Raw genomic sequence first — 23,492 nt, 5'->3', positions numbered from 1 at the left:
CGGCGGATCGATGTCAGCTCTCGCCATAATTGACTGCCGGCGACTCCCAGATTTTTGCAGGCTCCAATCAAGTAACCGGGCAGCATTGCCGAGTTCCACCCGATGGCTCAAGTGTCTCCTGGGGCCGTTCCAGGACCACTCGGAACGCTTCCATATTATGGCTAAGGAAGGCATAGGCCGAACCCCATAGATAGAGTCGGAAGCGACGATAGAGGGGTGCACCCCAGCGGCGGATGATTTCCTCCCTGGCCGCTTCAAGATTCTCGGCCCAGGCCTTGCATGTGAGGAAGTAACTGTGGCGATCGTTGTGTACTGCCAACACCTCCATCGGTGTTTTTGCCGCTTCAGTCAGGAAATCATGAAGGCAGAAGTAGGCATGGTCAGCAGGAAACACATAACGCGCGATAAAGGCGGGCTTGGCGTATTTTTTCCGGAAAGCGCTGGCGTCGAGATAGACGCGTCCACCTGGCTTCAGCAAATGTTGGAATTGTCGCAGCACAGCCGGATAATCGGGGAGATGTTCCATCACCCCGAGAATAACCATAGCGTCGTAGGGTTCGGGAGGAGCATGCTCCCAAAAGTCCTGGTTCAGTACCCGGCAGGGGAGTTGGCGCCGGTAAATCAAGTCCGCCAAAAATTTCTCCGATTGGTCGGAAATCGTCAGTGAGGTGACCTGAATACCGCGCCGTCCCGCATGTTCCGTGAAACTGCCCCAGCCGCCACCGACATCCAGCACGCGATCTCCCCGCTTTAGGCGGCAGGCATCGATCGCAAAATCCAGCTTGCGGCGCTGCGCCGTTTCCAGCGCTTCATCATCGCGCTCGAACACCGCCTGGGAATAACAGCGGGTCGGATCCAGGAACTTGAGATAAAATTCGCTGGGAAAGTCGTAGTGGGCGGCGATGGCCTGCCTGTCCGTTGATATCCGGCCGACGAACCACGGCGCAATCCGTCGCCACAGATAGTGTAGTGGATGAATGTCGCTCAACGCTTGCCGGAGACTGACAAACCCCAGCATATCCCCCACGACGTCCAGGCTGCCGTTCATATACGCTTCACAGATTCTCAGTTCATCCAGCCGACGCAAAGCTTCCAGACCTTGGCGATCCTTCACTAAAACCTTCACCGCTGGCTCGTCTCCACCAAAGCGATAAGTCGGGCCTCCCCTTAACCGTACTTCTAAAGGAATCTTGACCTTACCGCCCGATACCTGCTTCTGAATCAACCGATAGAGTCCGTCTTGGGCCCATGCCCCGAAATCTGCCGTAGATTGGCTCATCGATTTCGCCTCCTGGTGAAGCAGTTAGAACTCACTCGCCCGTCCTCGTGCCAGCGCCAATCCGCTGATCTTAAGCCGACTATTTGAGTTCGTTAATATTCAAGTCTGCAAGAAATCTAACTGAAGCTTACGATTATGTCCGTACGGTATCGCACATAAGATCTCCCCGTGATGTACCCCGAATTCAAGGCATTAGAGCCGCGCCCCCTTACAACCAACTGATCACAAAGATGTTTTTAGATTACAAAGGCCGGCAGCAAGGCCGAAATAGCTATCACTAGATTTGCTTCCGTTGACTCAAATCGGTTTCATCCGTAGACCTTTCAAAAATCACCGGCTAACGTCACCAGATGATTGTTGGCGTGGAATTTGTGTCACCACAACGCTACTTTAATCGAATTTGGTGGCTCGCCAAAATATGGAAATATCATTCACTACCAGCCGCAGCATATCTGCTGGCGAGGCACAGTAATAGGTTGTGTCCAACCCTATCCTTCCAGTTGAAGCTATTCTGCAGCGCGACAACAGCTACTTTGTGTACGGGCTGCATTCCAACGTATGAGGTATAGCCTGCAATTAAGCCATGCTTGTAAACGACAGTACCAATGTAGCTTTTACGATAATCGATCAGCCAACCCTCCGCCAAATATCCGTCATCTCCGTCGAACCCAATGCGGTGAGCTGATGCCAGCACCTCATCCAGTGAGCTTCCCAAGAGCTTCAGGCTAGCCTTAGTGAAAATAAGCATGTCATTGGCGGTTGAGTATATTCCACCCGCGGCGCGCATAAACTCGCCCAGATCCCAGGCCGGGACATCCGAATTGCGGAGCATGAAAAATGGCTCTTCACCTGCATGACCAGTCGCCAAGCGAGTGCGCTGTTCGGGATTGAGTTCAAAAACGGTATCGCGTAAACCGAGCGGACGGCTGATCCGGGTCGCCATCAGTTCGGGCAATGCTTTGCCCGTCTTGACCTCAATCAAATGTCCCAACAACCCGGCGCCTAAATTCGAGTATCGATAGCGGCGCTCCGTCCCGGCGCTGGGCCGCCATGTGCGCAGGTATTCGTAAGCGGTATTGCGATCGAGATATTCATAAAGATTTTCACCGGTAAAACCATATCTAATCAGGTAGCCCAGCTGAGTGAGTGAATGGGGTTCACGCGGGAGTCCTGAAGTGTGAGTCGCCAACTCGAGCAGAGTGATCCGGCCGGCTTCCGGGCTAAGTTCGACTTCGGAGGGTAAAATACTGCGAAGGGTATCTTCATAATGTAGCGTTCCGTCTGCCACGAGCATAACCAACAGGGAGGAGATGAAAAGCTTTGACAGGGAGCCGATTTGAAATATCGTATTGCCATTTAAGACCTGCCTACCATTTCCTGTTCCGGTTCGGCCAAAGCCAAAAACCTGTGTTTTACCGTCCGGCGTCAACATACCTACCGCCATTCCATAGACTTCGCCCTTGTCAATTAGCGGATGAACCAGTTGGTTCAAATACGTGAGAATGGCAGTAGGGGGCAGGCTTCGGTCGCATGGCATTGGGTCCGGAACCAGCCGGATCGGAATGAGCTCGCAGCTAGTGTTTAATAGGGCTACAGCGATGACGAGTGAAAGGCAATGAGCCGATCTTCTCAGATGCAAAGGGCTCTCACGAGCTGAATTTAGCCATCCTATCGACATTCGACTGCCAAGCAGAACCATATAGACTCCATGTGATCGCGCGTCCGAAGGTAGAATCTACATCTGATCTTGGAACGTGAGCGCTACGGCTGTGCCGGCGGGAATACCAAGTCACCTTTATGCATTGCGGAATGCGCGGTCAACCATAATATTGAGGATGCTCCGCAAGTTGCCACCCGTATCTGTCGGCAGTGTCAGCTAAGCCTAAAAAAGTGCATGCCATCCGTCGTTTAAAACCGGGTTGATGGAGGGAAAGGAGGTCAAAGCAGAGTGATTCGAACTAATGCAACTGTGATTCACCTTTTCATCCCAGCTCGGAGCGCCGCCTCGGCGCAGAACGCGGACAGGTTTTGGAGCACGGTTTGTACCGCCTGATTGGCCGCCACCACTCCTCCGTAGGGATCCTCGCTGGAAGCGGGAACGACGGCTTCGAACTCGCGCCGAGCCAGCACGCGGCGCGTTTTGTCGTCGACGAGATAAGCGCGGAGCGTGAAACGCACGCGGCTGGGCTGGGTTCCGAACTCGTGTTGCAGCCGAATGATCTCGGTATCTAGCCGCAGGTCGCTACCCGCGGCACTGGGTGTCAGTTTCGCGGCGCGGAATGCCCCGGTGCGCTCGAGGGTCGCGACCAGCAGCGGCGCGAGCATGCGCGCCGGCGGGTCCACCCATTCGCTGTGAGCGAAATATTCAAGTTTATGGGCCTCCCGCACATAGATGATGCGCGTGCTGTCAAAACCGGCAGCCGCGACCGGAGGACTGACGCTCAAGGTCGGTGCCGCGGCGGCCTGGGATTCCGCCGGCTCGATGCCCCGCGCGCTGTCGAGCGAATAGAAGGCCGGGTGCGGCGTCGCCGCCGGAAACAGGAGGCTGCAGGCGCAGGACACCACCAGGGCTGAGCCGGCGGCAAAGCGCCGACACCAGCGAGCGATCGCTATTTTGGTCAAGGCTTTGATGGTTCCGTCTCCCGTTCTCCCGGCCCTTCTGGGACCGGTGCATGGCCGAACAACAGTCCGGCCGGATTGCGTTCGGTTTGCTCGCTCAGGCGTCGCAAGGAGCTCGACAGGATGTTGAGTTCGCCGAACAAGCGTTCCAGTTCGGGCAGCGTTTCCCCGGTGAATCGCGTTAGGTCGGCGCCGAACGAGGCGACTACCGTGCCGGCACCGGCGGTTGTGCGGGCGACGGTATTCCCCATGTTCTCCACCGCGTCGGCGCCGCGTCCGATGCGATCGATCACGGGCCCGGCCTGCGCGGTTATCCGCGCCGTGTTGCCGAAAGTGCGGGCGGCATCGGCTAGGCCCGCGTCCAGGGTGTCCTTGCGCGCCGCGAGAGTGCGCGCCACGGTGGCGATATCGGCGAGCGCGCTGGTGAACGCTGCCCGGTTCTCGCCGCTGAGCAAGGCGTTGAGGTTGTTCGAGGTGCTGTCCAACTTGGCAAGCGCGGTGGTGAGCACATTCTCCAGCCGCGCGCTGAGCGAGGGTTTGGTGCGGATCACCGGGTATCCGCTTCCCGCAGCCGCGCGCAGTGGCGGCGAACCCGGGGTGCCGCCGCTAAGTTCGACATAGGCGATGCCGGTCAGACCCTGGGTTTTCAGAACCGCCAAGGTGTCCTCCTTGATGGGTGTGCCGCGCTCGATGGCGAACACCAGGTTCACCCGTTCCGGGTTGCCCGGGTCAAGGCGGATTTCCCGCACTTTGCCCACGTCGACACCGTTGTATTTGACCGGCGCGTTCAGGTTGAGGCCGGCCACCGATTCGTCCGAGACCGCCAGATACGGGTCGTAGCGCTTTTGGAAGGCGCCGCCCGAGGCGAGCCACAGCGCTCCGGCGATCATCCCGGCGCCCAGAATGAGGATAAACGCGCCGACGAGGGCATAGTTCACTTTGGTTTCGATGATGGCCCCCGTGGCCTTGTGCTTGCCTTGGCCGGCTGATTTTTCTGTTCCAATGCTGCCCTTCCGCGCGGACCGTCGAAGAATGGTCGGATGGCGGGATGGTCCATCGCCGAGAGTTCGGACATCGAACCGACGCTTTGCACCTTGCCCTCGGCGAGGACGGCGACGCGGTCGGCGACCTGCCACAACAGGTCAAGGTCGTGGGTAATGATGACGAGGGTCAAGCCGAACAGGTCGCGCAGCTTGAGCACCAGCTCATCGACGCCGCTAGCGCCTTCCGGATCGAGCCCGGCGGTGGGTTCGTCGAGAAACAGCAGTTCCGGATCGAGCGCCAGTGCGCGGGCGAGGGAGGCGCGCTTCATCATGCCGCCGCTGAGTTCGGACGGATACTGCGCGCCGACCGCTGGCGCAAGGCCGACCATGGCGAGCTTCCAGGCCGCGATCTCATCGATCAGCCCGTCGGCCAGCCCTGTGTGTTCGCGGAGGGGCAGGCCGACGTTTTCCTTGACCGTCAGCGAGCCGAACAAGCCGCCATGCTGGAACATCACGCCCCACCGCCGGCGCAGCGCTCGGACGTCGTCGTCGCCGACTTTTCCAAGATCAACGCCGAGCACCCGGATGGAGCCGGAGTCCGGACGTTGTAGCAGGATCATTTCCCGCAGCAGCGTCGATTTGCCGGAACCACTGCCACCGATCACCGCGAAGATTTCGGCGCGGCGCACTTCCAGGTCGATGTCGGAATGCACCACATGGTCGCCGAAGTGCGTCGATACCTTGTCCATCTCGATGACCGTTGCGTCCGTGGGCGTATTGCTGGGCATTTCAGAGGTCCAGGGCGCTGAAGGCGATGGAGAACAGCGCGTCGGCGACGATCACCAGGAAGATCGATTGCACGACGCTGCGCGTGGTCTGGCGGCCGACGCTGTCGGCCCCGCCCTTGGTTTGGAAGCCCTGGAAGCAGCCGACCACGGCGATGATGGCGGCGAACACCGGCGCCTTGCCGATGCCGACGCCATAGGCCGCGACGCCGACGGTCTTGACGAAACGGTCGAGGAATTCGCCATAACCCACGCCGAGTTGCTCGCGTGCCATGAGCATGCCACCGAACACGCCGAGCGTGTCGGCGAACACGGTTAAGAGCGGCAGGGCGATCATCAGCGCGACGATCTTGGGCAGGACCAGGAGTTCCAGGGGCGCGATGCCGAGGGTGCGCATGGCGTCGATCTCCTCCGTCACGGCCATGGTGCCTATCTGCGCGGCATACGCAGAGCCCGAGCGTCCGGCGACGATGATGGCGGTGATCAAGGGCGCGAACTCGCGCAGCATCGACAGGCCGACCAGATCGGCCACGAAAATGTTGGCGCCATACTGCCTGAGCTGGTCGGCACCTTGGTAAGCGACCACGATCCCGAGCAGGAACGACAGCAGCCCGACGATAGGCAGCGCGTCGAATCCGGCGCTACGCAAGTTGTAAAGGGTGGGACGCCATCTGAATCGTGCCGGGTGCGCTACGCATCCGGCGAACGCGGCCGCGCTTTCGCCCACGAATGCGAGCAGCGCGACGGCCTGTTCAAAGACGGCTCCGGCGCTTCGACCGACGCGCTCCAGCGTCGTCGGGGACGGGACAGCGGCGGGCTGGTCGACCGGGTCGGCAAGATAGTGCGCCACGACTTCCAGCAGCTTGGCGAATTCCGGACGCAAGCCGCGCAGAGTCGCGACCCTGTCTTGCTCGCGCAACCGCAGCAGCAGCTTTTGCAGAACCCACGCCCCCGCTGTATCCAGCGCATCGATACGCGCGCCGTCGACTCTTGCCTCCGTCACGGAGGGAAGGGTCAGCGATTCAAGCTGGGATTCTATGGCGCTGATGCCGCGCGCTGTCCAGCATCCCGATAACTCGAACTCAGCCGGGGCTCGCCGGGTAATTGCCGCGGGTGCTACTGGCCTGGGATTCATAGATATTCCGCGAGCCAACTCAATAGCCACCAACTCCCAGCGGATGGGTTGAAGATCGGCGAACAAAATCCGCTGACTGAAAACCAGTGGTGTTCTTTCCTATTTAAGCCGCATATCGTTTTTTACCGATTTCACGCCGCCGACGCCACGCGCCACCGCAACCGCTTTGTTAATATCGGCGCGGGAGTTCACGAAGCCGCTTAATTGAACCACGCCCTTGAATGTTTCAACGTTGATCTCCGCAGAGCTCAAGGAAGGTTCGCTGAATATAGCTGTTTTAACCTTTGAGGTTATGACGCTGTCGTCGACATATTCTCCCGTTCCCTCTTGCGTTTGCGTTGAAGCGCAACCCACAGCTGCAACTAACACCAGGGTCAAAAAAAATGCTGAAAAAAACCTAATGAGGTGTTTCATGGATAAATCTCCTGTCAAATAGCCACTCTCGCCAGCAGACTGAATAGCCCTCTGCACACCTCAGGGCTCACAGCCTACTGAGACAAATCGAAACAATAGTTTAATGGCTCTGGAGAAACCTGGGCCCCCTGTAATGTTTGACGGTACTCTAAACCGCAAAGTCGCCTACAGTCGGTACGGTACCGCACATACAGACAGATTGGCCTCTGTGCACTAGAGCAGGTAGCCTGGCAGGACCTGCCGGAAGGTTTGCGAATGGCAGAAGCGCCCAGGCGGCGCCAGCAATCGCGCGAGGCATCGGTCCCTTCCACGAGCGGCTGTTTCATCGGCTGCGTCGAGGCGAAACGGCAATGATATCTGCCCCGGCTGAAAGTCGGATAGGCGATTACTCCCCTTATCAGAAAGTCGCCTCTCCCAAAGGAGGATGGGATGAATGCTCACGGTCGTAGACCCACCAAAAATGGATGTTCGACATCCATATCACAGGTATTTTCCAAGGCGTGCGCAGATAGATTATGAGCCGGAAAGCATTTTCCCAATGAGCCTTCCAGTGATTGGCGATGGAGCGCTTAATTCCTGATCATCGCAAACTTTCAGCATTGGGGCGCAGCCGAGGAAATACCACGATTTCTGATCTTGGCGCCTTGGATGAAAGATATCCAGATGGCAGGTATTTATTAATAGAAATGTTAGATATTTTTAATACTAACCTATTTGATCATCCACGTGCCAGAAGGGGATTTTATATACTGGCCAGGAGGGGTTTTCTCGATGGCGGTTTTGCCGGCCAGCGCCTCGACGACCTGCAAGCTGGTCTGATTTTTTTCGGCGATTTCCTCATATTTTTGTCTGCGTTTCGCGTTAATGTCGGCGACCAGCGCCCGTACTTCCCCTGCTGCGTCGGCTTTGACCGCCTCGAGATAGCCGTTGGGTTGCTCGCCCACCAGTCCTTGCCCCTTTGCTGCATCGAGACCTATCGCCCAGACTGCCTGCGTCAAACCGGCAAGCCCCAGGGTTAACCCGAACAGAGACGCTACCAAGTAACGCAAGGTGAAAAATTTAGCCATGACCCATCCTCCTTCGGATTAAAACAGCCCGCTTTCTTTCGACAACACGCCTTCCAAATCCTTTTCCACCTTGATGCGGATCTCATGATCGATCTTGACGTTCAGATTGATCGTAATAGGTTCCTTGGACGCTGCCAGCTCGACGCGAGGCGTGCAAGCCACAAGCAGAAGCATCGAACCGAGTGGGACGGAGCAGACTAAGAAGCCTCGCATGATCATTTTCCCCTTGCGAAATCGTGGACAATGGGTTGAAGCATAGCATCGCAGCCGCGCCGATCGACAGGCAACGTGAGCCTAGGGTTTGTTGCGGAAATGATCCTGAACCCGCTTACTAATGTCGTCGGCGAGACGCAGGCTCCGCAAAAGCTTCGGGATATTTTCCTCCAGCCTGAGATTGAGGTGAATGGGACGCCCGGATTGCCAATCCGGATTCCGTCCCTGCAATGCCACCTTCAGGGCCAGATCGCCGTCCAGCGTGCTATCGGCATTCACCTTCAATACCTCGTAATTCAGGTTAGCCAAGGCTTGCAACAGGACGTTCGTGCTTGGATGCTTGCTCTCCATCAACGGGCCTCCCGCGGTGGGCCGATAGCGAATGACCCCGCCGGGCGGACGGGCGTGCAGTTCACCCCCATGCATCGCGATTCCCGCTTTGCTGATTTTCAAGGGTAGGCGGCCGTCCAGAGTCCCTTCGGCCTGCAACTCGTCTCGCCTTTCCAGCGCGACGATTTCGCCGAGGGACAGTCCCTGAAGGCTAATCGTGATGGGGTGATCCGGTACGGCAAAGTCCCATTGAACGGCCTCCGCGTGCGCCGTGCCGCCCAAGAGGCCCAGTGAAAATTCGTGCAGGCTGCCCACCGGGTACGCCTCGCCAGGAGGAACGGCGATATCTGCCGTCACCCGTAAGTCGGTGACGGGGAAGCCCATGTCGAGACTGCCGACCCGAAGTCGCGCAGGTTCGCTCGTCCGCAGGCCATCGCGCTCGAACAGGGCGAGATCGGCGCTCAGTTCCCTGAAGGCGGTGGCTTCGTAGCGACCGGCAAGGCCTTCGCCGCGCAGCCTGATTTCTCCCTCAAGCACCCAGCCTTCGGCGGCCAGCAGCCGCCAGCCGAGACGGCCATCGGCGGCAATGCGCCCCGCCCGCAATTCGAGAGGGGAACGCCAAGGCTCGAGCAGACTGCTCAGCTTGTCGCCGGACTCGCCGAACACGACCGGGATCAGCTCGAATCGAACCTGCCCATGGCCACTGGCCACTTCATGGCGAGCTTGCCCGCTCAGGACGAGCTTGCCCTTGCCCATCACCAATCGGGCTTCCGCATCAATACGTTTCCCGTCCATACGGAAGGGTATCTCCATTGAAGCGACGGGGAGAGACTTGCCGCGAAAAACAGGCTGGATGCCCTCGATCCGCGCACGCCCCTTGCCCTCCCAATCGTCCACGTCCCCGCCGAGTTGATCGAATTTGAGCAGGACTCTCCCGGCTTGCGCTTCGCCGTCGGGCCCGTGCAGGGCAAGTCCAGGCATCGCCAAACTCAGGGGCGACCAGGACCACCGGGCAAACCGAGTCTCAACGCGGAGTGTCGCGGCCTCGGTCAGTTCAATCCCTGTTTCGGCCAGTGAAAATCCGTCCCGTTGCAGAGACGACAAGTGAACAGGTAATCCCGGCAGCAAGCTGATGGTCAATCCATCGGTGCCGAATTCGGCCTGACCGGCCATTCCCTTCGGAACACCGATGTCCAGGGGTGTTCCCGAGCCATGGTCGGACAGCCGCGCCGACAGGCTTGACCGGTTTCCAATCCGCCACGCCAGCCGGTTTCCGGTCAGCAAGCCGGTCACATCCACGCGAACCCGCGCCCGCTCCAGCGGGCTGCCCAGCCGTGCGGCTTGCAACTCCAGATGATGCTCGCTGTCGATGCGTGTCCCCCCCGAGACACCGGGAGAAGTGGTTAGCTCGCCTTGCCAGCGACTATCCAGGGTGCCTTCCAGCTTGCCAGGAATGTCTTCCCAACCAAACCACGAGCCGAGCAGCGCCGCCAGCGTGTCCACCTGGGCCTGAAGCGAACCTTCGATCTTCATCGCCCCGTCCTTGTATTGGTTTAGGCGGTTATCCAGACGGAAGACGGGAAAGACCTGTTTTCCCGGAAACCAGACAGCCAGATGCATCTCCCCGTTTTCGGTGAGGCGGGCCGACAACTCCAGTACCCGGCCGTCCCCGGGGTGAATCTTTCCCTTGACCAACGCCAGGCCATCCTTTAGGAGGCCGGTGGCGGACAAGTCGTGGATTGCATCGTGATATCGCCACCTCACGACCAGCGTATCGACGGACAGTTCCTCCACCGGCAGTCCCGCCAACCATTGGCCCGGTGCTGCGATGGCAGGGAATGTGTCAACCTGGGTTGAAGCCGGAGTCGTGTCACCGGGGGCAGGGACACGCTCGACTTCGACCTTGGCGAGGTGCACACCGTCGATGCGACCCGATAACAGATCCAAGGGCCGGTAATTCACCGTGACGCCGAACGCCCGGATGGAAAGCTTGTCATTTCCGTATCGACGGATCAGCCGCAACTCATCCAACCGCAACCGTTCCCATGACGGGTACGCGCCGATGATGCGGGCGCGGGCAAAACCGAAGTCGGCCAATCGGGACTCCAGAAACCCGACGACCAGCAGGGGTAATACGGAATAAGCTCCGACGAGCAGCAATACGCCCAGGGCGAATCCCGTGATAACACTTTGGCGTCGAGACAAGATGTGGACGTCCTTTCGTATGATTGCCCAACGAATTTTTCGCTTCGCCGGCCGTGAGTTCCGGTCACTGGCCGCGCTCGTAGCAATATTCCAGGCATTCCATGGCAAGGGATATCTGGCCGGCAAGACGAGAAATATACGCGGATATCAAGAAGTCAGTATTTCCAAGCGGAGCTTGGGAGCCGGACAATTCCAAGGGCGGATTTCTAAATTCAACAACATTGTCCCGCAATCTGGTCGTGGTCAGCCCCCCCTTTTCTTACGCCATCGGGCAGCCACCCACTTGCGCCCCTCCTCCATCAGCAGCATTCCCAAGGCACAGGGCAGCATGAACAACCAAACTGCCGGCGCGATAGGTGCGGTACCAAAGACTAAATGGCCCCAGGGGGTATAGACGACGATCAGTATCACGACGATTTCCAGGGCGACGCCCCAAAGGAGCAATCGATTGGCGAAGACATGCGCGCCGAACAGGCTGCGTCCCGGGATTTTGCAGAGAAATACGTTGACGACCTGCATCATGATGATGGCGCTCAGGCAGGCCGTGGTTGCTTGGAGATAAAGAGGATCGTGGCTTTCCAGCCGCTCGCCCCAGGACCAGCCACCGTCGTGCAGGACAAAAGAATAGGCCGCCATCGCGGCGGCGGCCTCCAGCAACCCCAGAAATAGATAAGCCCGCAGCAGCAAAGGCCAGTTGAGCAACCTTTCCTGGCGAGCCCGGGGTGGCTTGCACATAATGCCGGGGTCTGGGGGATCGGCGCCCAACCCCAGAGCGGGCAACATATCCGTGCCCAGGTCCACCACCAGAATCTGAATTATGGTTAAAGGCAGCGGTATCTTGAGCAGGGCGAAGGCTAGATAGGGTACGACTTCAGGGATGTTGGAGGTGAGGATATAGGTGAGGAACTTGCGGATATTGTCGTAAACCGCCCGGCCTTCCTCGATGGCGGCGACAATACTGGCGAAATTGTCGTCCAGCAGGATCATGTCGGCGGCCTCTTTGGCCACATCGGTGCCGATCACGCCCATGGCGATGCCGATGTCCGCCATTTTCAGCGCCGGCGCGTCATTGACGCCATCTCCGGTCACCGCCACGACGTGTTTCTTCTTTTTCAGAGCACTCACGATGCGCATTTTCTGGTCCGCACCCACCCGAGCAAAAATGATGTCGGGTGCATCCAGCGCCAGCCGCAGCTGGATTTCTGACAGTTTTCGCAATTGCTCGCCGGTGATGATCACGGGTGTTTCTGATTGGATCTGGCCGATCTGCCGGCCGATGGCCAGGGCGGTGTGCGGGTGGTCGCCGGTCACCATGATGACCTTGATACCCGCCTTCCGGCATTTGCCGATGGCGTCCCGAACCTCGGGCCGGGGCGGGTCTGCCAGACCCACCAGACCACACAGGATCAGGTCATGCTCGCACCGCTCCCCGTCATGGTCGTCTTCCAACTCCCGCCAGGCGAACGCCAGCACGCGCAAGCCGTCGCGCGCCATGTCTTCCAGGGCCCGCGTGAAATTCTGCTGGGCTTCCAGCGTCAGTGGCGTAATTGCATCGCCCGTTTGCAAGCGGTTACACAAAGGTAACAGCATTTCCAGAGCACCCTTGCAATAAAGCACCAGCCCGCCGGGCGTCTGGTGCAGCGTGGAAAGGCGCTTACGGTCGGTATCGAAAGGCACCTCGTTGATTTTGGGATAGGAAATATTTTCTCCCAAACAGGTCTTCGCCATGCACACCAAGGCCACTTCCATGGGATCGCCCAGTAATTGCGGCTTCCCGGCAATGATGGTCTCTTTCAGATTGTGGCAAAGCAACGCATCCTCGAAAAAACGGCGATAAACTCGCGCCAGTTCGTGCCGCCGTTTGACCTCTGTCGGAGTCAATATTTGGCCGTTCAGATAAAGTGTACTCGCCACCATGCGGTTCTCGGTAAGCGTGCCGGTTTTGTCGGTGCAGATCACGGTCGCCGATCCCAGGGCCTCGACCGACGGCAGGTGACGGATCAGTGCATTGCGCTTTGCCATGCGCTGGGTCGCCATGGCCAAAGACAGCGTGACCGTGGGCAACAAACCCTCCGGCACGTTGGCGACGATGATGCCGATAGCGAAAATGAAATTCTCCCAGAACGACAAGCCCACGCTCTGGCCAATGAAGAAAAACACCACGCCGAGCGAGAGAGCCAAAAGCGCGACGACGCGGCTGAGACGGACGATTTCCTGTTGCATCGGCGAAGTCGCCGCACGCGCCGTTTGTGTCAGATGGGCAATCTTGCCAAACTCGGTGTGCATGCCGGTGGCGAAGACTACCGCCCTGCCGTCGCCGGACACGATGGAGGTGCCCGCCAACAGGGTATTGCGGCCATGCAGCAGATCTTCTTCAGAGCACGGCGCCGCATCCCGTGCCTTAGGCATCGACTCGCCAGTGACGGTGGCATTGTTGACCCGTAACGAGAAGGCTTCGAGCAAGCGGCAGTCTGCCGGTACGTTATCCCCCTCCTGCAACACGATCACATCGCCGGGTACCAGATCGGCAGCGAGAATCAGCTCGATCCTTCCGTCCCGCAGCGCTTTGACATAAGGGGGCAAGAGTTTTTGCAGGGCGGCAACGGCGCGTTCGGCTCGGAACTGCTGCCAGAAGGAAAACAAACCGTTGATGGCGATCACGCCGAGGATGGCGTAACCCAGCGTATCCATGCCGCCGCCAGGTTGCCGGGACTCGGCGAAAAAAGCCAATCCCGCTGCCAGCCATAGAATCAGTGCGAAGAAATGAATGAATTCCTTGATGAAGACCAGCCCAAGGGGCTCGCCCCGCACCTTATCGATCCGATTCAGGCCATACTCGCTCAAGCGGCGGAGGGCCTCGGCCTGGGACAAGCCGTCCTGACCACTTTTCAGGCTATCGAGCACCTCGTCGGGCGATAGCTGATGGATTTTCATCGGTGACCTTTCCTTTGGAAGGCTACCAGTGGACTCAAGCTCGGATTGCCGGAAGGACTTTCCACCGTTTATCGCCTGTTTGCCTAACTCTAACTACGGCTCCCCTTCTCCCCATTCCTGACCGACGCCTCCGACGGACGGCAGGACTCGATTGAGACGGCGCTGCGCCTGATCCACCGCTTGCACGAACCCAGAGCCGATGGCAGATCGACTTTATCCGGCCCGGTGCTGATCGGCAATTTGAATGCCCGAGCGCCCCGTTGTCGTTCCGGACGCTCCAGCTCCTCCTGCCAGGATATGCATGGAGATGAAGGTTTGGTTGAAACCGACCCAGAGCATGATCGGCAGCAATGTCGGCAAAACAATACGAGTAATGTATTTCAGGATCGCGATGGCTACCTGTTCGCCCCAAGAAAAGCCTAGCACAGCGTTCGTGTCAACACCCGCCTCCAGCAGCCCCTTCAGGGTCTCATAGCTCACGAAGCAATAAATTCCAGCGATCTCAGACAACAGCAATAACAACAGCCCCAGGGGGACTTGCCACTCTTTTTCAGCCCAATCACGAGTACCCAACATCAGCGCCACAAACAATGGCCACCCAGCACCATAAACCATTGCATTGAGCTTGACTTTTACACCTAGAAATCTGCTTTGCGCATCAAGGTCGGCAGGAATAGTGTGATTGACAAGAAACAATAACTCGTAGCCGCTCTGCTGCACCATGACGTTCGCATCCGGAAAAGATGCTTGAAAAAAATAAACCACGCCAAGGCGCGCCAGATAAGTATGAATGTCAGCAAAATAATACCAGGCAGCCAGACAAATTGGCAGCCAGAGCATCGTCCAGACGATCAAGCTACGCAGGGGGCGTTTCATGCGGTATCACAGAATCTTGAGATATTCGTGACTGCCAGCGCATCCACAGCAGAAAAATGATTAGAACATCGAGCATGATTAGGCTTTGCCAGATGTAGAGGTGCGCCCATTCGAACGCGGTCGTATTCCATTCGCCGAGATAAAAAAGACTAACAATACGAACCAGATTGAGTCCCTGTACGGCTAGCACCCCCACCCCAATACCCATAAGCTTACGGATCGGCCGAGACGGAAATGCCAGAATCGCTGCAATCAACACGATCGACGCCTCGATACCGTTACAGCCCGCCTCGATCGTCACGCCATAACCCGTCGCTAAATTCACGATAAGCTGACCGTCGGTTGCAACATTTGTATCCCCCAACCTCATCAGCCAACCACTCATACGAGTCAGCAGATAGGTCCAGGGCTCAACAACCGCGTGTTGAATAGGCCGAGTGGTTTCGCTCGCGAACAAGACAGCCGAGAAAAGCAGGAAGATAACGATATAGCGCCACATGAACACCCTCCTGCTCCCGGCCAACCCAGTCACCCACCAGATACTGCATTAGATAAACCGGAACCATCCGTTTGCCTCCGGAACATGCGATCACTCCCCACTCGAGCCACCGCCGACTTATCTGGACCGTCCGGACCGTCTTTGCCACCACACTGCGGTGCCCAGCAAGATCGTCAGCAGAAAAAGCCCCCACTCGGACAGGGTAGGAATGCCGGTGGGATTGGGGTTGGGGTTGGGGCCCGGAGTGGGTTTGGCGAATACGAGGAGGTTCGCAGTCGCCGGGGTGCCATTGTTGCCGTTGGTGGTCTTCAAGGCATTCGCGGGCAGTGTGTTAGTGTGACTGCCGACCGATGCCGTCACGTTCACTGTCACGGTACAAGTACCCGGAGCACCGCCCGGGATCGAGCGAGTTGCCGGCAAGATCACCGTGGTACCGCCGGGGGTGGCTTCTACTGCTCCGCTCCCCGGACAGGTAGTGCTGGCATTAGGGGTGGGGGCAATAACGACGCCACTCGGCAAGACGTCGGTCAGCGGGGCAGTCAGGTTGGTGGCTTCGCTATTTGGGTTGCTCAAGGTAATCGTAAGGGTCGATACCCCCCCTGCCACGGTTATGGTCGGGATGAAGCCCTTGCTGAGCGTCGGCGGCGTCGCAATCGGGTTAATCACGGCCAAGATCGCGCTGACCAGTGCCGCATTGCTGCCTTGGTCTGTCACCAATACTCCGACCCCAAGCGTGTTGACGTAACTCCCTCCAGCCGACGCCGTCACATCTACGGTCACCGTGCAGGTGCCGGCCGTGGCGCCAATGGCGGCTGGGATTTTTGCGCCTGCCGCTAAAGTTACCGATGTATCGCCCGATACCGGCGGCCCGACGAGCGTCCCACCGATGCAGGTGGTGCTGGCATTCGGTGTAGGAGCCACGACCACGCCACTCGGTAAATTGTCCGTAAGCGCAGCACTTAAGGTCGCGATGCTGGTACTGGGGTTGATCAACGTGATGGTGAGGGTCGAGATACCACCCGCACTGATCGAAGCCGGTAGGAAACCTTTGCCGAGCGAGGGCGCAGGCGGGGTGGCGTTGACGACCAAGGTCGCATTGGCCGGGACGGTGTTACTGCCGTTGTCTGTCGCCAATGCTCCGATCGCAAGCGTGTTGACGTAACTTGCTCCGGCCGGCGCCGTGACATCCACGGTCACCGTGCAGGTGCCGTTGGCTGGGATCGAGCGCGACGCCGGCAAGGTCACCGTGGTTCCGCCGGCCGAGGCTGCCACGGCGCCGCTGCCCGGACAGGTGGTGCTGGCGTTCGGGGCAGGAGCTACGACTACGCCGCCGGTCAAGGTGTCGGTAAGCGAGGCTGTCAGGTTGGCGACACTCCCGTTCGCGTTACCCAGCGTGATGGTGAGCGTCGAGACGCCTCCCGCATTGATGGTAGCGGGGCTAAAAGCCTTGCTGAGTGTCACCGCGGCATTGACGGACAACGTCGCCGTCGCCGCCGCGCCGTTGTTGCCATTGCTGGTCTGTAAGGCGTTGGCCGGCAGCGTATTGAGATGGACGCCCGGCGGCGCCGTCACATCCACGGTCACCGTACAGGTGCCGGCCGTAGTACCACTGGCAGCCGGAATCGAGCGCGACGCCGGCAAGGTCACCGTGGTTCCGCCGGCCGTGGCTGCCACGGCGCCGCTACCCGGACAGGTGGTACTGGCGTTCGGAGTCGCTGCGACAACCATGCCGCCTGCCAAGGTGTCGGTGAGCGGGGCTGTCAGATCGGCAACACTGCCGTCCGCATTGCTCAGCGTAATAGTGAGGGTCGAAACGCCGCCAGCGTTGATGGTGGCCGGAGTGAACGATTTGCTTAGAGTGGGTGCGATGGGGGGCGTGACGGCGCAGTTCGCGACCGCAACGGTGTTGGTGTCCATCGTCACGGCGCCATTGCGCGCCAAGGCTCTGCCAGACAGGGTTGCGCCAGTGGTCAGTGTAATACTTGCTAGCGAGAGAATGTTTCCCGCGAACGCAGTGGTGGTACCGAGAGTCGCCGAGCTACCGACTTGCCAGAACACGTTGCAATTTTGAGCGCCATTGATCAAAACAACCGCGGAGTTGCTGGCGGTCGTGAGCGTGCTGCCCATTTGGAAAACGAATACCGCGTCCGGGTCGTTCTGCGCGTCGAGAGTGAGCGTCCCAGTCAACTGCGCCGACGTCGCAAAATGATAGACGCCAGGAGTCAGCGTGAGCCCTCCCAAATCTACGCCCGTCAAGTCGACATTAACCCCCTCGCCCGCGAGCGTGTTGTACGCCGTGGTAACGTCGTTTTGTGCCGTGAGCGCCACCGCATCAGCCGCGTGTACGGTTCCGGTCACGCTCCCCGGCGGAAAGCCGGTGATTGCGGAACCGGGGCTGACCCCCAGATCGCCGGTGACGGCGGTCGGGCCGGTGTTGGTCACCGTCGAGCCGCCGAGGACTGCGAAACTTTGCGCCACGCCCAGGGGGGGCGCCGTCGCGGCCACGGCTGCGCCGGTTTGCACCGATGCAAGAAGCATGGCGAATCCCACGCTTGCCCAGACACCCAAGGCATTGTATTTCAATTTGTTCATTGCTCCCCCTGTTAAGTCCGGCAAAGAGCCAAGTCCAACTATCCTGACGGGCCCGGCTCAAATACGTTGTACGAAAAATAGTCGCTTAGCGTAAGGCTATAGTATAGCGAATCTGCCGCAACTCCCAAGGACGTCAGATTTCTTACGCATTTTCCGCTCCTCTCTCAGACACAATGATTGACCCCAAAACGCGTCCAAAAAAACTCCGGCCGGACCATAGAAAGATGTCGTCAATCGCCTGGTGGTAAGCCTTCTTGATTCCCTCTGTGGTGGTATTTTCCGTTTAACCCCATGATGTCGTAGTCATTTTTATATCTCATTGGTCGAGAAGAAACGATCGGGAGACAGGCTCAATGGTATACATCATTGCACTGCGACCGGTACCGAATCTGCCCCCCGCGTTAGAAAAAGCGCGCAATCCTATATCACCCATCCTCGCAAGACTTACGTGCAAGGAGAGGGCTCCAGCTCCCTGTCCCTCACCACATGAGGCGCGGTTTAAGATATTGCCCCAGAATGTCGATCGAACCTAACCGGAATCCCGAGCCCAGGAGTGATAACGATGCGCCGCCTGCAAATATCGCATACTAAGCTTCAACAAAGTAATGTAATATATTTGATATAATGGGATTATGAAATGCAAACGGAACTCGGACGGGCGATCACTGGATCACCATGCGCTGCAGGTGATCCGCCAGCAGGCCATCAAAGCGGTGCGTGAAGGCCAAGCGGTGCAGAGCGTAGCGGCGGCATACGGGGTCAATATCCGCAGCGTGTTCCGCTGGCTGGCCGACTTTGCCAACGGAGGTCAGCAGGCCCTGCTGGCAAAACCGATTCCGGGGCGCCCCCCGAAAGTCAGCGCCGAAGAGATGCGCTGGCTGGCGCAGGCGGTGAAGGACCACACGCCGTTGCAGTTCAAATTCGAGTTTGGGCTGTGGACGCTGTCGCTGATCACCGAGCTGATCCAGCGCCAGTTCGGCAATCAGCTCTCGCTGGCGGCGGTAAGCCGAATCATGAAGCTGCTGGGGTTTACGGCGCAGAAACCGCTGTATCAGGCCTGGCCACAGGATGCCGCTCTGGTCCGCCAGTGGGGAATCGACACCTACCCGGCCATTCGAGCCGAAGCGCAAGCCACGGGGGCCACGATCTACTTTGCCGACGAATCGGGGATGCGGTCGGACTATCACACCGGCACCCCCTGGGCGCCTAAAGGCCAGACGCCCGTGGTTGAGGCGACCGGCCGGCGTTTCGGGCTGAACTTGTTGTCGGCCGTGAGTCCGCGGGGCGAGTTCCGTTTCATGCTGCACGAAGGTTCGGTAACCGCCGCGGTGTTCCGGGAGATTCTCAAGCTCCTGTTGATCGGGGCCCAGCAGCCCGTGTTCGTGATCGTCGACGGCCATCCCATTCATAAAGCCAAGCTGATTCAGAAATTTATTGAGGCCCAACAAGGCCGGCTCAAGCTGTTTATCCTGCCGCCGTATTCGCCCCACCTGAACCCGGATGAACAAGTCTGGGCCCAAGTGAGGCGCCGCGTGTCTAAGCGCTTGGCACAGAGCAAAGACGACATGAAACGGTTGGCCCTCTCTGCACTACGCCGCATTCAAAAATTACCCGAGTTGGTGAAGTCATTCTTCCGGCAGCCTGAATGCCAATACATCATTATGTGACTCTATTTTCGAGAAGGTTAGTATCTCATATCCGTACTGTATTTAGGGGCCTTATAAATAGCTTAGGGCCAGGTGAACGATAGTGAAGCCGTCTGCTTGTTTTCGAGCGTCGCGGCTTTATGGACGACCTGCCCGGCCCGATCGGCGGTAACGATGTAACGGCCGGGCTTGAGATTGGCGAAAAGCTCAGGGCCGTCAGACACCGTTTCCAGGACAGTGTTTCCCCTAGAATCCGTAATATGGACTTTCACGTCGCTGGCGTATTCACCTGTGCGTTTCATCGAAAATAGCAGCCTCAGGTTGTAGTCAGCGCGGATGGCTTGCATAGCGCTCCGTTCATCGGCCCCCACCCCACCGCTGATGAACGTAACTTCGCCTTGGGTTTGTGGTTCAAGAGGCGACTGCTCCGCAACAGAAAGCAGGCTGAACAATATGCAAGAGTAAATAACCACTAAGTGCAATTGTTTCATGGGAAGTGCTCCTTGGACGCAAAAAATAGCGGCCATGAACACAGCATACAGACGCTGTGACCCATGTCTGTGCGCCACCGTACCGATTGCAAGATTATTCAACTGAAATGACTGTCAGGGTTTCAGCTCATCCCGTTTGCGCCGAGAAGATGGGTTTTTGTCTTTCCATGAAAGCCATGCTCTAGACGCAAGGTTCTGGCCTGGCACTCGTCCTCGGTGTCGCTGCCGACTCTGATGAAAGGGTCGCGATTCGTCACGCCACATAGTAGAGAACCGCAACATAATGATTGAAACTGCCTGCCATTACGAAAAGATGCCAAATTCCATGAAAATAGCTGACTTTTTCATCGAGCGCATAAAACAACACGCCAATGGTATAGAACAAACCACCCAAGAGAAGGCAATAAAAGCCCTCAATGGGCATGGCTCGCAGCAAGGGGTCGAGCGCGACGATAATCAGCCAGCCCATCGCGAGACAAATAATTACGCGAAGCACTCGATTCCGGTTATTCGGTGTCAAATCAAGAATAATCCCAATGCACGCCATTCCCCAGATGGCGACAAATACTTGCCAACCTACGCTTTCGCGGAGAGTCACCAGGGTGAAAGGTGTGTAGGTGCCGGCAATCAAAAGATAAATGGACAGGTGGTCGAGTTTTGAAAAGACGGCCTTGGCGCGGCCCTCTGAGCGGTGATAAAGCGTTGCAAAAACGTAGACCGAGATGAGCGTAAACCCATAAATGCTGAAGCTTGCTATCTTCCAGAGATCGCCCTGACGGACAGCAAACGCCACCAACCAAACAACCCCAAAAACTGCGGCCATCGCACCCGAGAAGGCACTGAGGGTATTGAATCGCTCGGCTTTGTTCTCGACTACGAAACCAAGCCAGCTATTTCTGGGTTTCGGATGCGACGAAAACGAACTGGACTCCATAGTGAACCTCTTTAAATATTTACAATGGGCTCAGCGACTCGTTGATTTCGGTATTAGGTAGCGAGATGGAAAGAGCGTAAAACCAATGGCCCCAAAAGTCGCCGGTGCCTGCGACCGACTGTCAGGGGACGCCGCTTAATCTAGATCGAGCGCTTGAAGGAACTTCTTGAACGGTTCTTTGAGTTCGGCATGCTTCAGGCTTTGTTTCACCGTAGCGGCCAGATAGCCAAGCTTCGAGCCGCAGTCGTAGCGCTGACCTTCGAACTCGTACGCGAGCACCGTCTCATCCGCCAGTAGCATGGCGATCGCATCGGTCAACTGAATTTCTCCACCTGCGCCACGCGGCACGACTTTCAGTTTATCGAAAATGGCAGGCGTCAAGATGTAACGCCCTATTACCGCCAAATTGGAAGGCGCTTGGTCGGGCTTGGGTTTCTCAACAATCGCATCGACCTTGCTCAGACGATCGCTGACGGTAGAAACGGCGACGATGCCGTAATTTCCGGTTTCCGAGGGCTGCACTGTTTGAACGCAAAGCACGGAACACTGCCGATCTTCGAATACTCTCATCATTTGAGCCAGACAACCCGATTGCTCGTCGTCTATCATGTCGTCGGCCAGAATCACGGCGAAAGGCTCGTCGCCGATCACGGCTTTTGCGCAGGCCACAGCATGACCCAGGCCCAATGCTTCGGCTTGTCGAATGTAAACGCAAGTCACATGAGGTGGCACGATGTTCTGAACGATCGTCAGGGTTTCCGCCTGGCCGCGATTTGCCAACTCGGCCTCCAATTCATAAGCCTTATCGAAATGATCCAGTATGGCTCCTTTACTCCGTCCGACGATGAAGACCATCACTTCGATACCCGCCGCCACGGCTTCTTCGAGGGCATATTGAATCAACGGTTTATCCACTACCGGCAGCATTTCCTTGGGACTGACCTTGGTCGCTGGCAAAAAGCGGGTGCCCAGGCCGGCGACGGGAAACACGGCTTTCCTGACGACTTTTTTCATTCCCGCCCGTCGCCCTGACATAGCTCCATGAATCGGCGTTGGCTGTTCCAGGGTGCGAAGCCGATCGCCCAATCGTCCCCTCTGATGTGGCGTCAAATGCTCGATCTGCGCGAGCAAGCGCTGGAATTCTGCGGCATTCATGAAATTGTCCTTGGTCTACTCATCGACGTAGCCGCTAGCTCTTCCTGCTTGCAAAAAGCAGGAGCACGCCGCCAGCCACTATGGCTCCCACACCAGCCCAGACCGGGACATTGACCGTTTGGGTGTCTTTAACCGACAGTTCGAACGGGCCCAACTTGGCTTCCTGGGTTTCCCGGGTATAGCTGAAACGGCCATATACCAGCCCAAAGACGCCAGCTAGGATCAGCACGGCGGCCACGACCTTGATAACGTTCATTTTCTCACTCCCATGATTGAAGGCCTTGGATCCCGGCCTCGGACTGCGCGCCCAGAAATACCGACCTAGGCCGGAACCCTAAGCGCGCCGAACCGGTTCACGCACCCCTGGCGCATAGATCCATTCAGGCGCGAGTCGTTGTGCCGGGGGTCACCGGAAAAGCCGATGGAATAGATCCGTTACAGTATTAACGGCGCTTTTCATTGTATCGGCGACCGCGTTTACTGTAGTCGTCAGTGCATTGCCAATGGCACCCACCACGCTGCCGATGGCACTGCCAATATCATCGATTAGGCTCATGACCGCATCTCCTGATTTCAATATTAAAATAAGAATTGTTGGTACAACTGTAAGCAGCCTGTGCGAATTTTGGATGTAAGCTCCCGGGTGACCTGACGTTTCCGGATCGGCCCGACGGCACTTCGTCGCAAAACCACATTCCAGGGGCGCTACAGTGGCCTTCGACCTTGAATGACACGAAGCACGATCACGATGATCGCGATAACCAATAGAATGTGAATGAATCCGCCTAGTGTGTACGAAGAGACCAAACCCAGCACCCAGCCAATAATCAAGATAATCGCTATAGTTTCTAGCATTGTTGCTTCTCCAAAAAAAAGGCCATCCGTAGCCGATACTACCGCCTAACACGGTCAAGGGGTTGTCGAAAATGTCACATCATGGAAAGTCCTCGACCGGACCTGAAATTAAGGGCTTCCGACGTGGATCCGCGGGAGTCCACTCAAAACACCAAATGCGCTCAGCAGCCACAGAACCACCGCGATGATCACCACGATATTCAAGATCTGCTTGATCCGAGCCTCCATCGGTATATAGATGTTAACCAGCCACAGTAAAAGGCCGACGACAATCAGCGCCACCACTACCGAAAGCAACTCTCTCGGAACGGCGCCCAAGACACCAAATACGTTCAACAGCCATAGCACCACCGCAATGATTACGACGATGTTCAGGATCTGTTTAATCCGTGCTTCCATCGGTATGTAACTGTTGACAAGCCACAGCAGCACACCGACGACGATAAGAGCTACAACAAGTGAAATTAAATCCATCGCCCT

22 protein-coding genes are annotated in these 23,492 nt (G+C 57.6%); 1 reads left to right on the top strand and 21 read right to left on the bottom strand.

From position 1 onward, the window contains the following. Nucleotides 1-67: 67 nt before the first annotated feature. The 14 genes from OOT43_RS03970 to OOT43_RS03905 form a co-directional block, all read right to left on the bottom strand. Entirely contained in the window at nt 68-1,279 is a 1,212-nt protein-coding gene (locus OOT43_RS03970; RefSeq protein WP_266023415.1) for a class I SAM-dependent methyltransferase, read from the bottom strand. Nucleotides 1,280-1,706: 427 nt separating this feature from the next. After that, on the bottom strand, nt 1,707-2,816 hold the full coding sequence (locus OOT43_RS03965) for a serine hydrolase domain-containing protein (RefSeq protein WP_266023414.1): 1,110 nt from the start codon (nt 2,814-2,816) through the stop codon (nt 1,707-1,709). Between the two features lie 437 nt (nt 2,817-3,253). Next, nucleotides 3,254-3,901, bottom strand: a complete 648-nt coding sequence (locus OOT43_RS03960) for an ABC-type transport auxiliary lipoprotein family protein (protein ID WP_266023413.1) — start codon at nt 3,899-3,901, stop codon at nt 3,254-3,256. Then, nucleotides 3,898-4,836 (bottom strand): MlaD family protein, encoded by a 939-nt coding sequence (locus OOT43_RS03955; RefSeq protein ID WP_266023412.1) that lies wholly within the window; start codon nt 4,834-4,836, stop codon nt 3,898-3,900. Before OOT43_RS03955 ends, OOT43_RS03960 begins: the two co-directional genes overlap by 4 nt. After that, nucleotides 4,833-5,594 carry an ABC transporter ATP-binding protein gene (locus tag OOT43_RS03950; RefSeq protein ID WP_266023411.1) on the bottom strand — a complete coding sequence of 254 codons (762 nt, stop codon included), beginning with the start codon at nt 5,592-5,594 and terminating at the stop codon, nt 4,833-4,835. Before OOT43_RS03950 ends, OOT43_RS03955 begins: the two co-directional genes overlap by 4 nt. Nucleotides 5,595-5,670: 76 nt before the next feature. Next, nucleotides 5,671-6,801, bottom strand: a complete 1,131-nt coding sequence (locus tag OOT43_RS03945) for an ABC transporter permease (RefSeq protein ID WP_266023410.1) — start codon at nt 6,799-6,801, stop codon at nt 5,671-5,673. Between the two features lie 99 nt (nt 6,802-6,900). After that, nucleotides 6,901-7,215 (bottom strand): BON domain-containing protein, encoded by a 315-nt coding sequence (locus OOT43_RS03940; protein ID WP_266023409.1) that lies wholly within the window; start codon nt 7,213-7,215, stop codon nt 6,901-6,903. A 710-nt stretch (nt 7,216-7,925) separates the two neighbouring features. After that, nucleotides 7,926-8,282 carry a YdbL family protein gene (locus OOT43_RS03935; protein WP_266023408.1) on the bottom strand — a complete coding sequence of 119 codons (357 nt, stop codon included), beginning with the start codon at nt 8,280-8,282 and terminating at the stop codon, nt 7,926-7,928. Between the two features lie 18 nt (nt 8,283-8,300). Then, nucleotides 8,301-8,501 (bottom strand): YnbE family lipoprotein, encoded by a 201-nt coding sequence (locus OOT43_RS03930; RefSeq protein WP_394358033.1) that lies wholly within the window; start codon nt 8,499-8,501, stop codon nt 8,301-8,303. A gap of 75 nt (nt 8,502-8,576) precedes the next feature. Next, nucleotides 8,577-10,985, bottom strand: a complete 2,409-nt coding sequence (locus OOT43_RS03925; RefSeq protein WP_449406829.1) for an intermembrane phospholipid transport protein YdbH family protein — start codon at nt 10,983-10,985, stop codon at nt 8,577-8,579. A 288-nt stretch (nt 10,986-11,273) separates the two neighbouring features. Then, nucleotides 11,274-13,964 (bottom strand): cation-translocating P-type ATPase, encoded by a 2,691-nt coding sequence (locus OOT43_RS03920; protein ID WP_266023406.1) that lies wholly within the window; start codon nt 13,962-13,964, stop codon nt 11,274-11,276. 213 nt (nt 13,965-14,177) lie between these two features. Then, on the bottom strand, nt 14,178-14,840 hold the full coding sequence (locus tag OOT43_RS03915) for an exosortase H-associated membrane protein (protein ID WP_266023405.1): 663 nt from the start codon (nt 14,838-14,840) through the stop codon (nt 14,178-14,180). Further along, a complete protein-coding gene (gene xrtH, locus OOT43_RS03910; protein ID WP_394358032.1) occupies nt 14,821-15,339 on the bottom strand; it encodes an exosortase H in 519 nt (172 codons plus the stop codon). The genes OOT43_RS03915 and xrtH overlap by 20 nt, the downstream gene beginning before the upstream one ends. A 117-nt stretch (nt 15,340-15,456) precedes the next feature. Next, nucleotides 15,457-17,931 (bottom strand): IPTL-CTERM sorting domain-containing protein, encoded by a 2,475-nt coding sequence (locus OOT43_RS03905; protein WP_266023403.1) that lies wholly within the window; start codon nt 17,929-17,931, stop codon nt 15,457-15,459. A gap of 632 nt (nt 17,932-18,563) precedes the next feature. Here OOT43_RS03905 and OOT43_RS03900 point away from each other — a divergent pair. Then, nucleotides 18,564-19,598 (top strand): IS630 family transposase, encoded by a 1,035-nt coding sequence (locus OOT43_RS03900; protein WP_266023402.1) that lies wholly within the window; start codon nt 18,564-18,566, stop codon nt 19,596-19,598. 62 nt (nt 19,599-19,660) lie between these two features. Here OOT43_RS03900 and OOT43_RS03895 read toward each other — a convergent pair whose 3' ends face one another. The 7 genes from OOT43_RS03895 to OOT43_RS03865 form a co-directional block, all read right to left on the bottom strand. After that, nucleotides 19,661-20,068, bottom strand: coding sequence for a carboxypeptidase-like regulatory domain-containing protein (locus tag OOT43_RS03895; protein WP_266023401.1), 408 nt, complete (start codon nt 20,066-20,068; stop codon nt 19,661-19,663). 253 nt (nt 20,069-20,321) lie between these two features. Further along, nucleotides 20,322-21,002: a PAQR family membrane homeostasis protein TrhA gene (trhA, locus tag OOT43_RS03890; RefSeq protein ID WP_266023399.1), complete on the bottom strand. Its 681-nt coding sequence runs from the start codon at nt 21,000-21,002 to the stop codon at nt 20,322-20,324. 135 nt (nt 21,003-21,137) lie between these two features. Beyond that, entirely contained in the window at nt 21,138-22,016 is an 879-nt protein-coding gene (gene galU, locus OOT43_RS03885) for a UTP--glucose-1-phosphate uridylyltransferase GalU (protein WP_266024830.1), read from the bottom strand. A gap of 175 nt (nt 22,017-22,191) precedes the next feature. Beyond that, on the bottom strand, nt 22,192-22,413 hold the full coding sequence (locus OOT43_RS03880) for a hypothetical protein (protein WP_266023397.1): 222 nt from the start codon (nt 22,411-22,413) through the stop codon (nt 22,192-22,194). A 150-nt stretch (nt 22,414-22,563) separates the two neighbouring features. Then, entirely contained in the window at nt 22,564-22,713 is a 150-nt protein-coding gene (locus OOT43_RS03875) for a hypothetical protein (protein ID WP_266023396.1), read from the bottom strand. 149 nt (nt 22,714-22,862) lie between these two features. Continuing rightward, a complete protein-coding gene (locus OOT43_RS03870; protein ID WP_218806269.1) occupies nt 22,863-23,012 on the bottom strand; it encodes a lmo0937 family membrane protein in 150 nt (49 codons plus the stop codon). Nucleotides 23,013-23,120: 108 nt separating this feature from the next. After that, nucleotides 23,121-23,486, bottom strand: coding sequence for a Thivi_2564 family membrane protein (locus OOT43_RS03865; protein WP_266023395.1), 366 nt, complete (start codon nt 23,484-23,486; stop codon nt 23,121-23,123). Nucleotides 23,487-23,492: the final 6 nt, after the last annotated feature.

It is taken from the genome of Methylococcus mesophilus (assembly GCF_026247885.1).
In the GTDB taxonomy this organism is placed as follows: Bacteria; Pseudomonadota; Gammaproteobacteria; order Methylococcales; family Methylococcaceae; genus Methylococcus; species Methylococcus mesophilus.
Note: the sequence above shows the minus strand (reverse complement) of the source record. Positions and strands in the feature narration are given on the sequence as shown.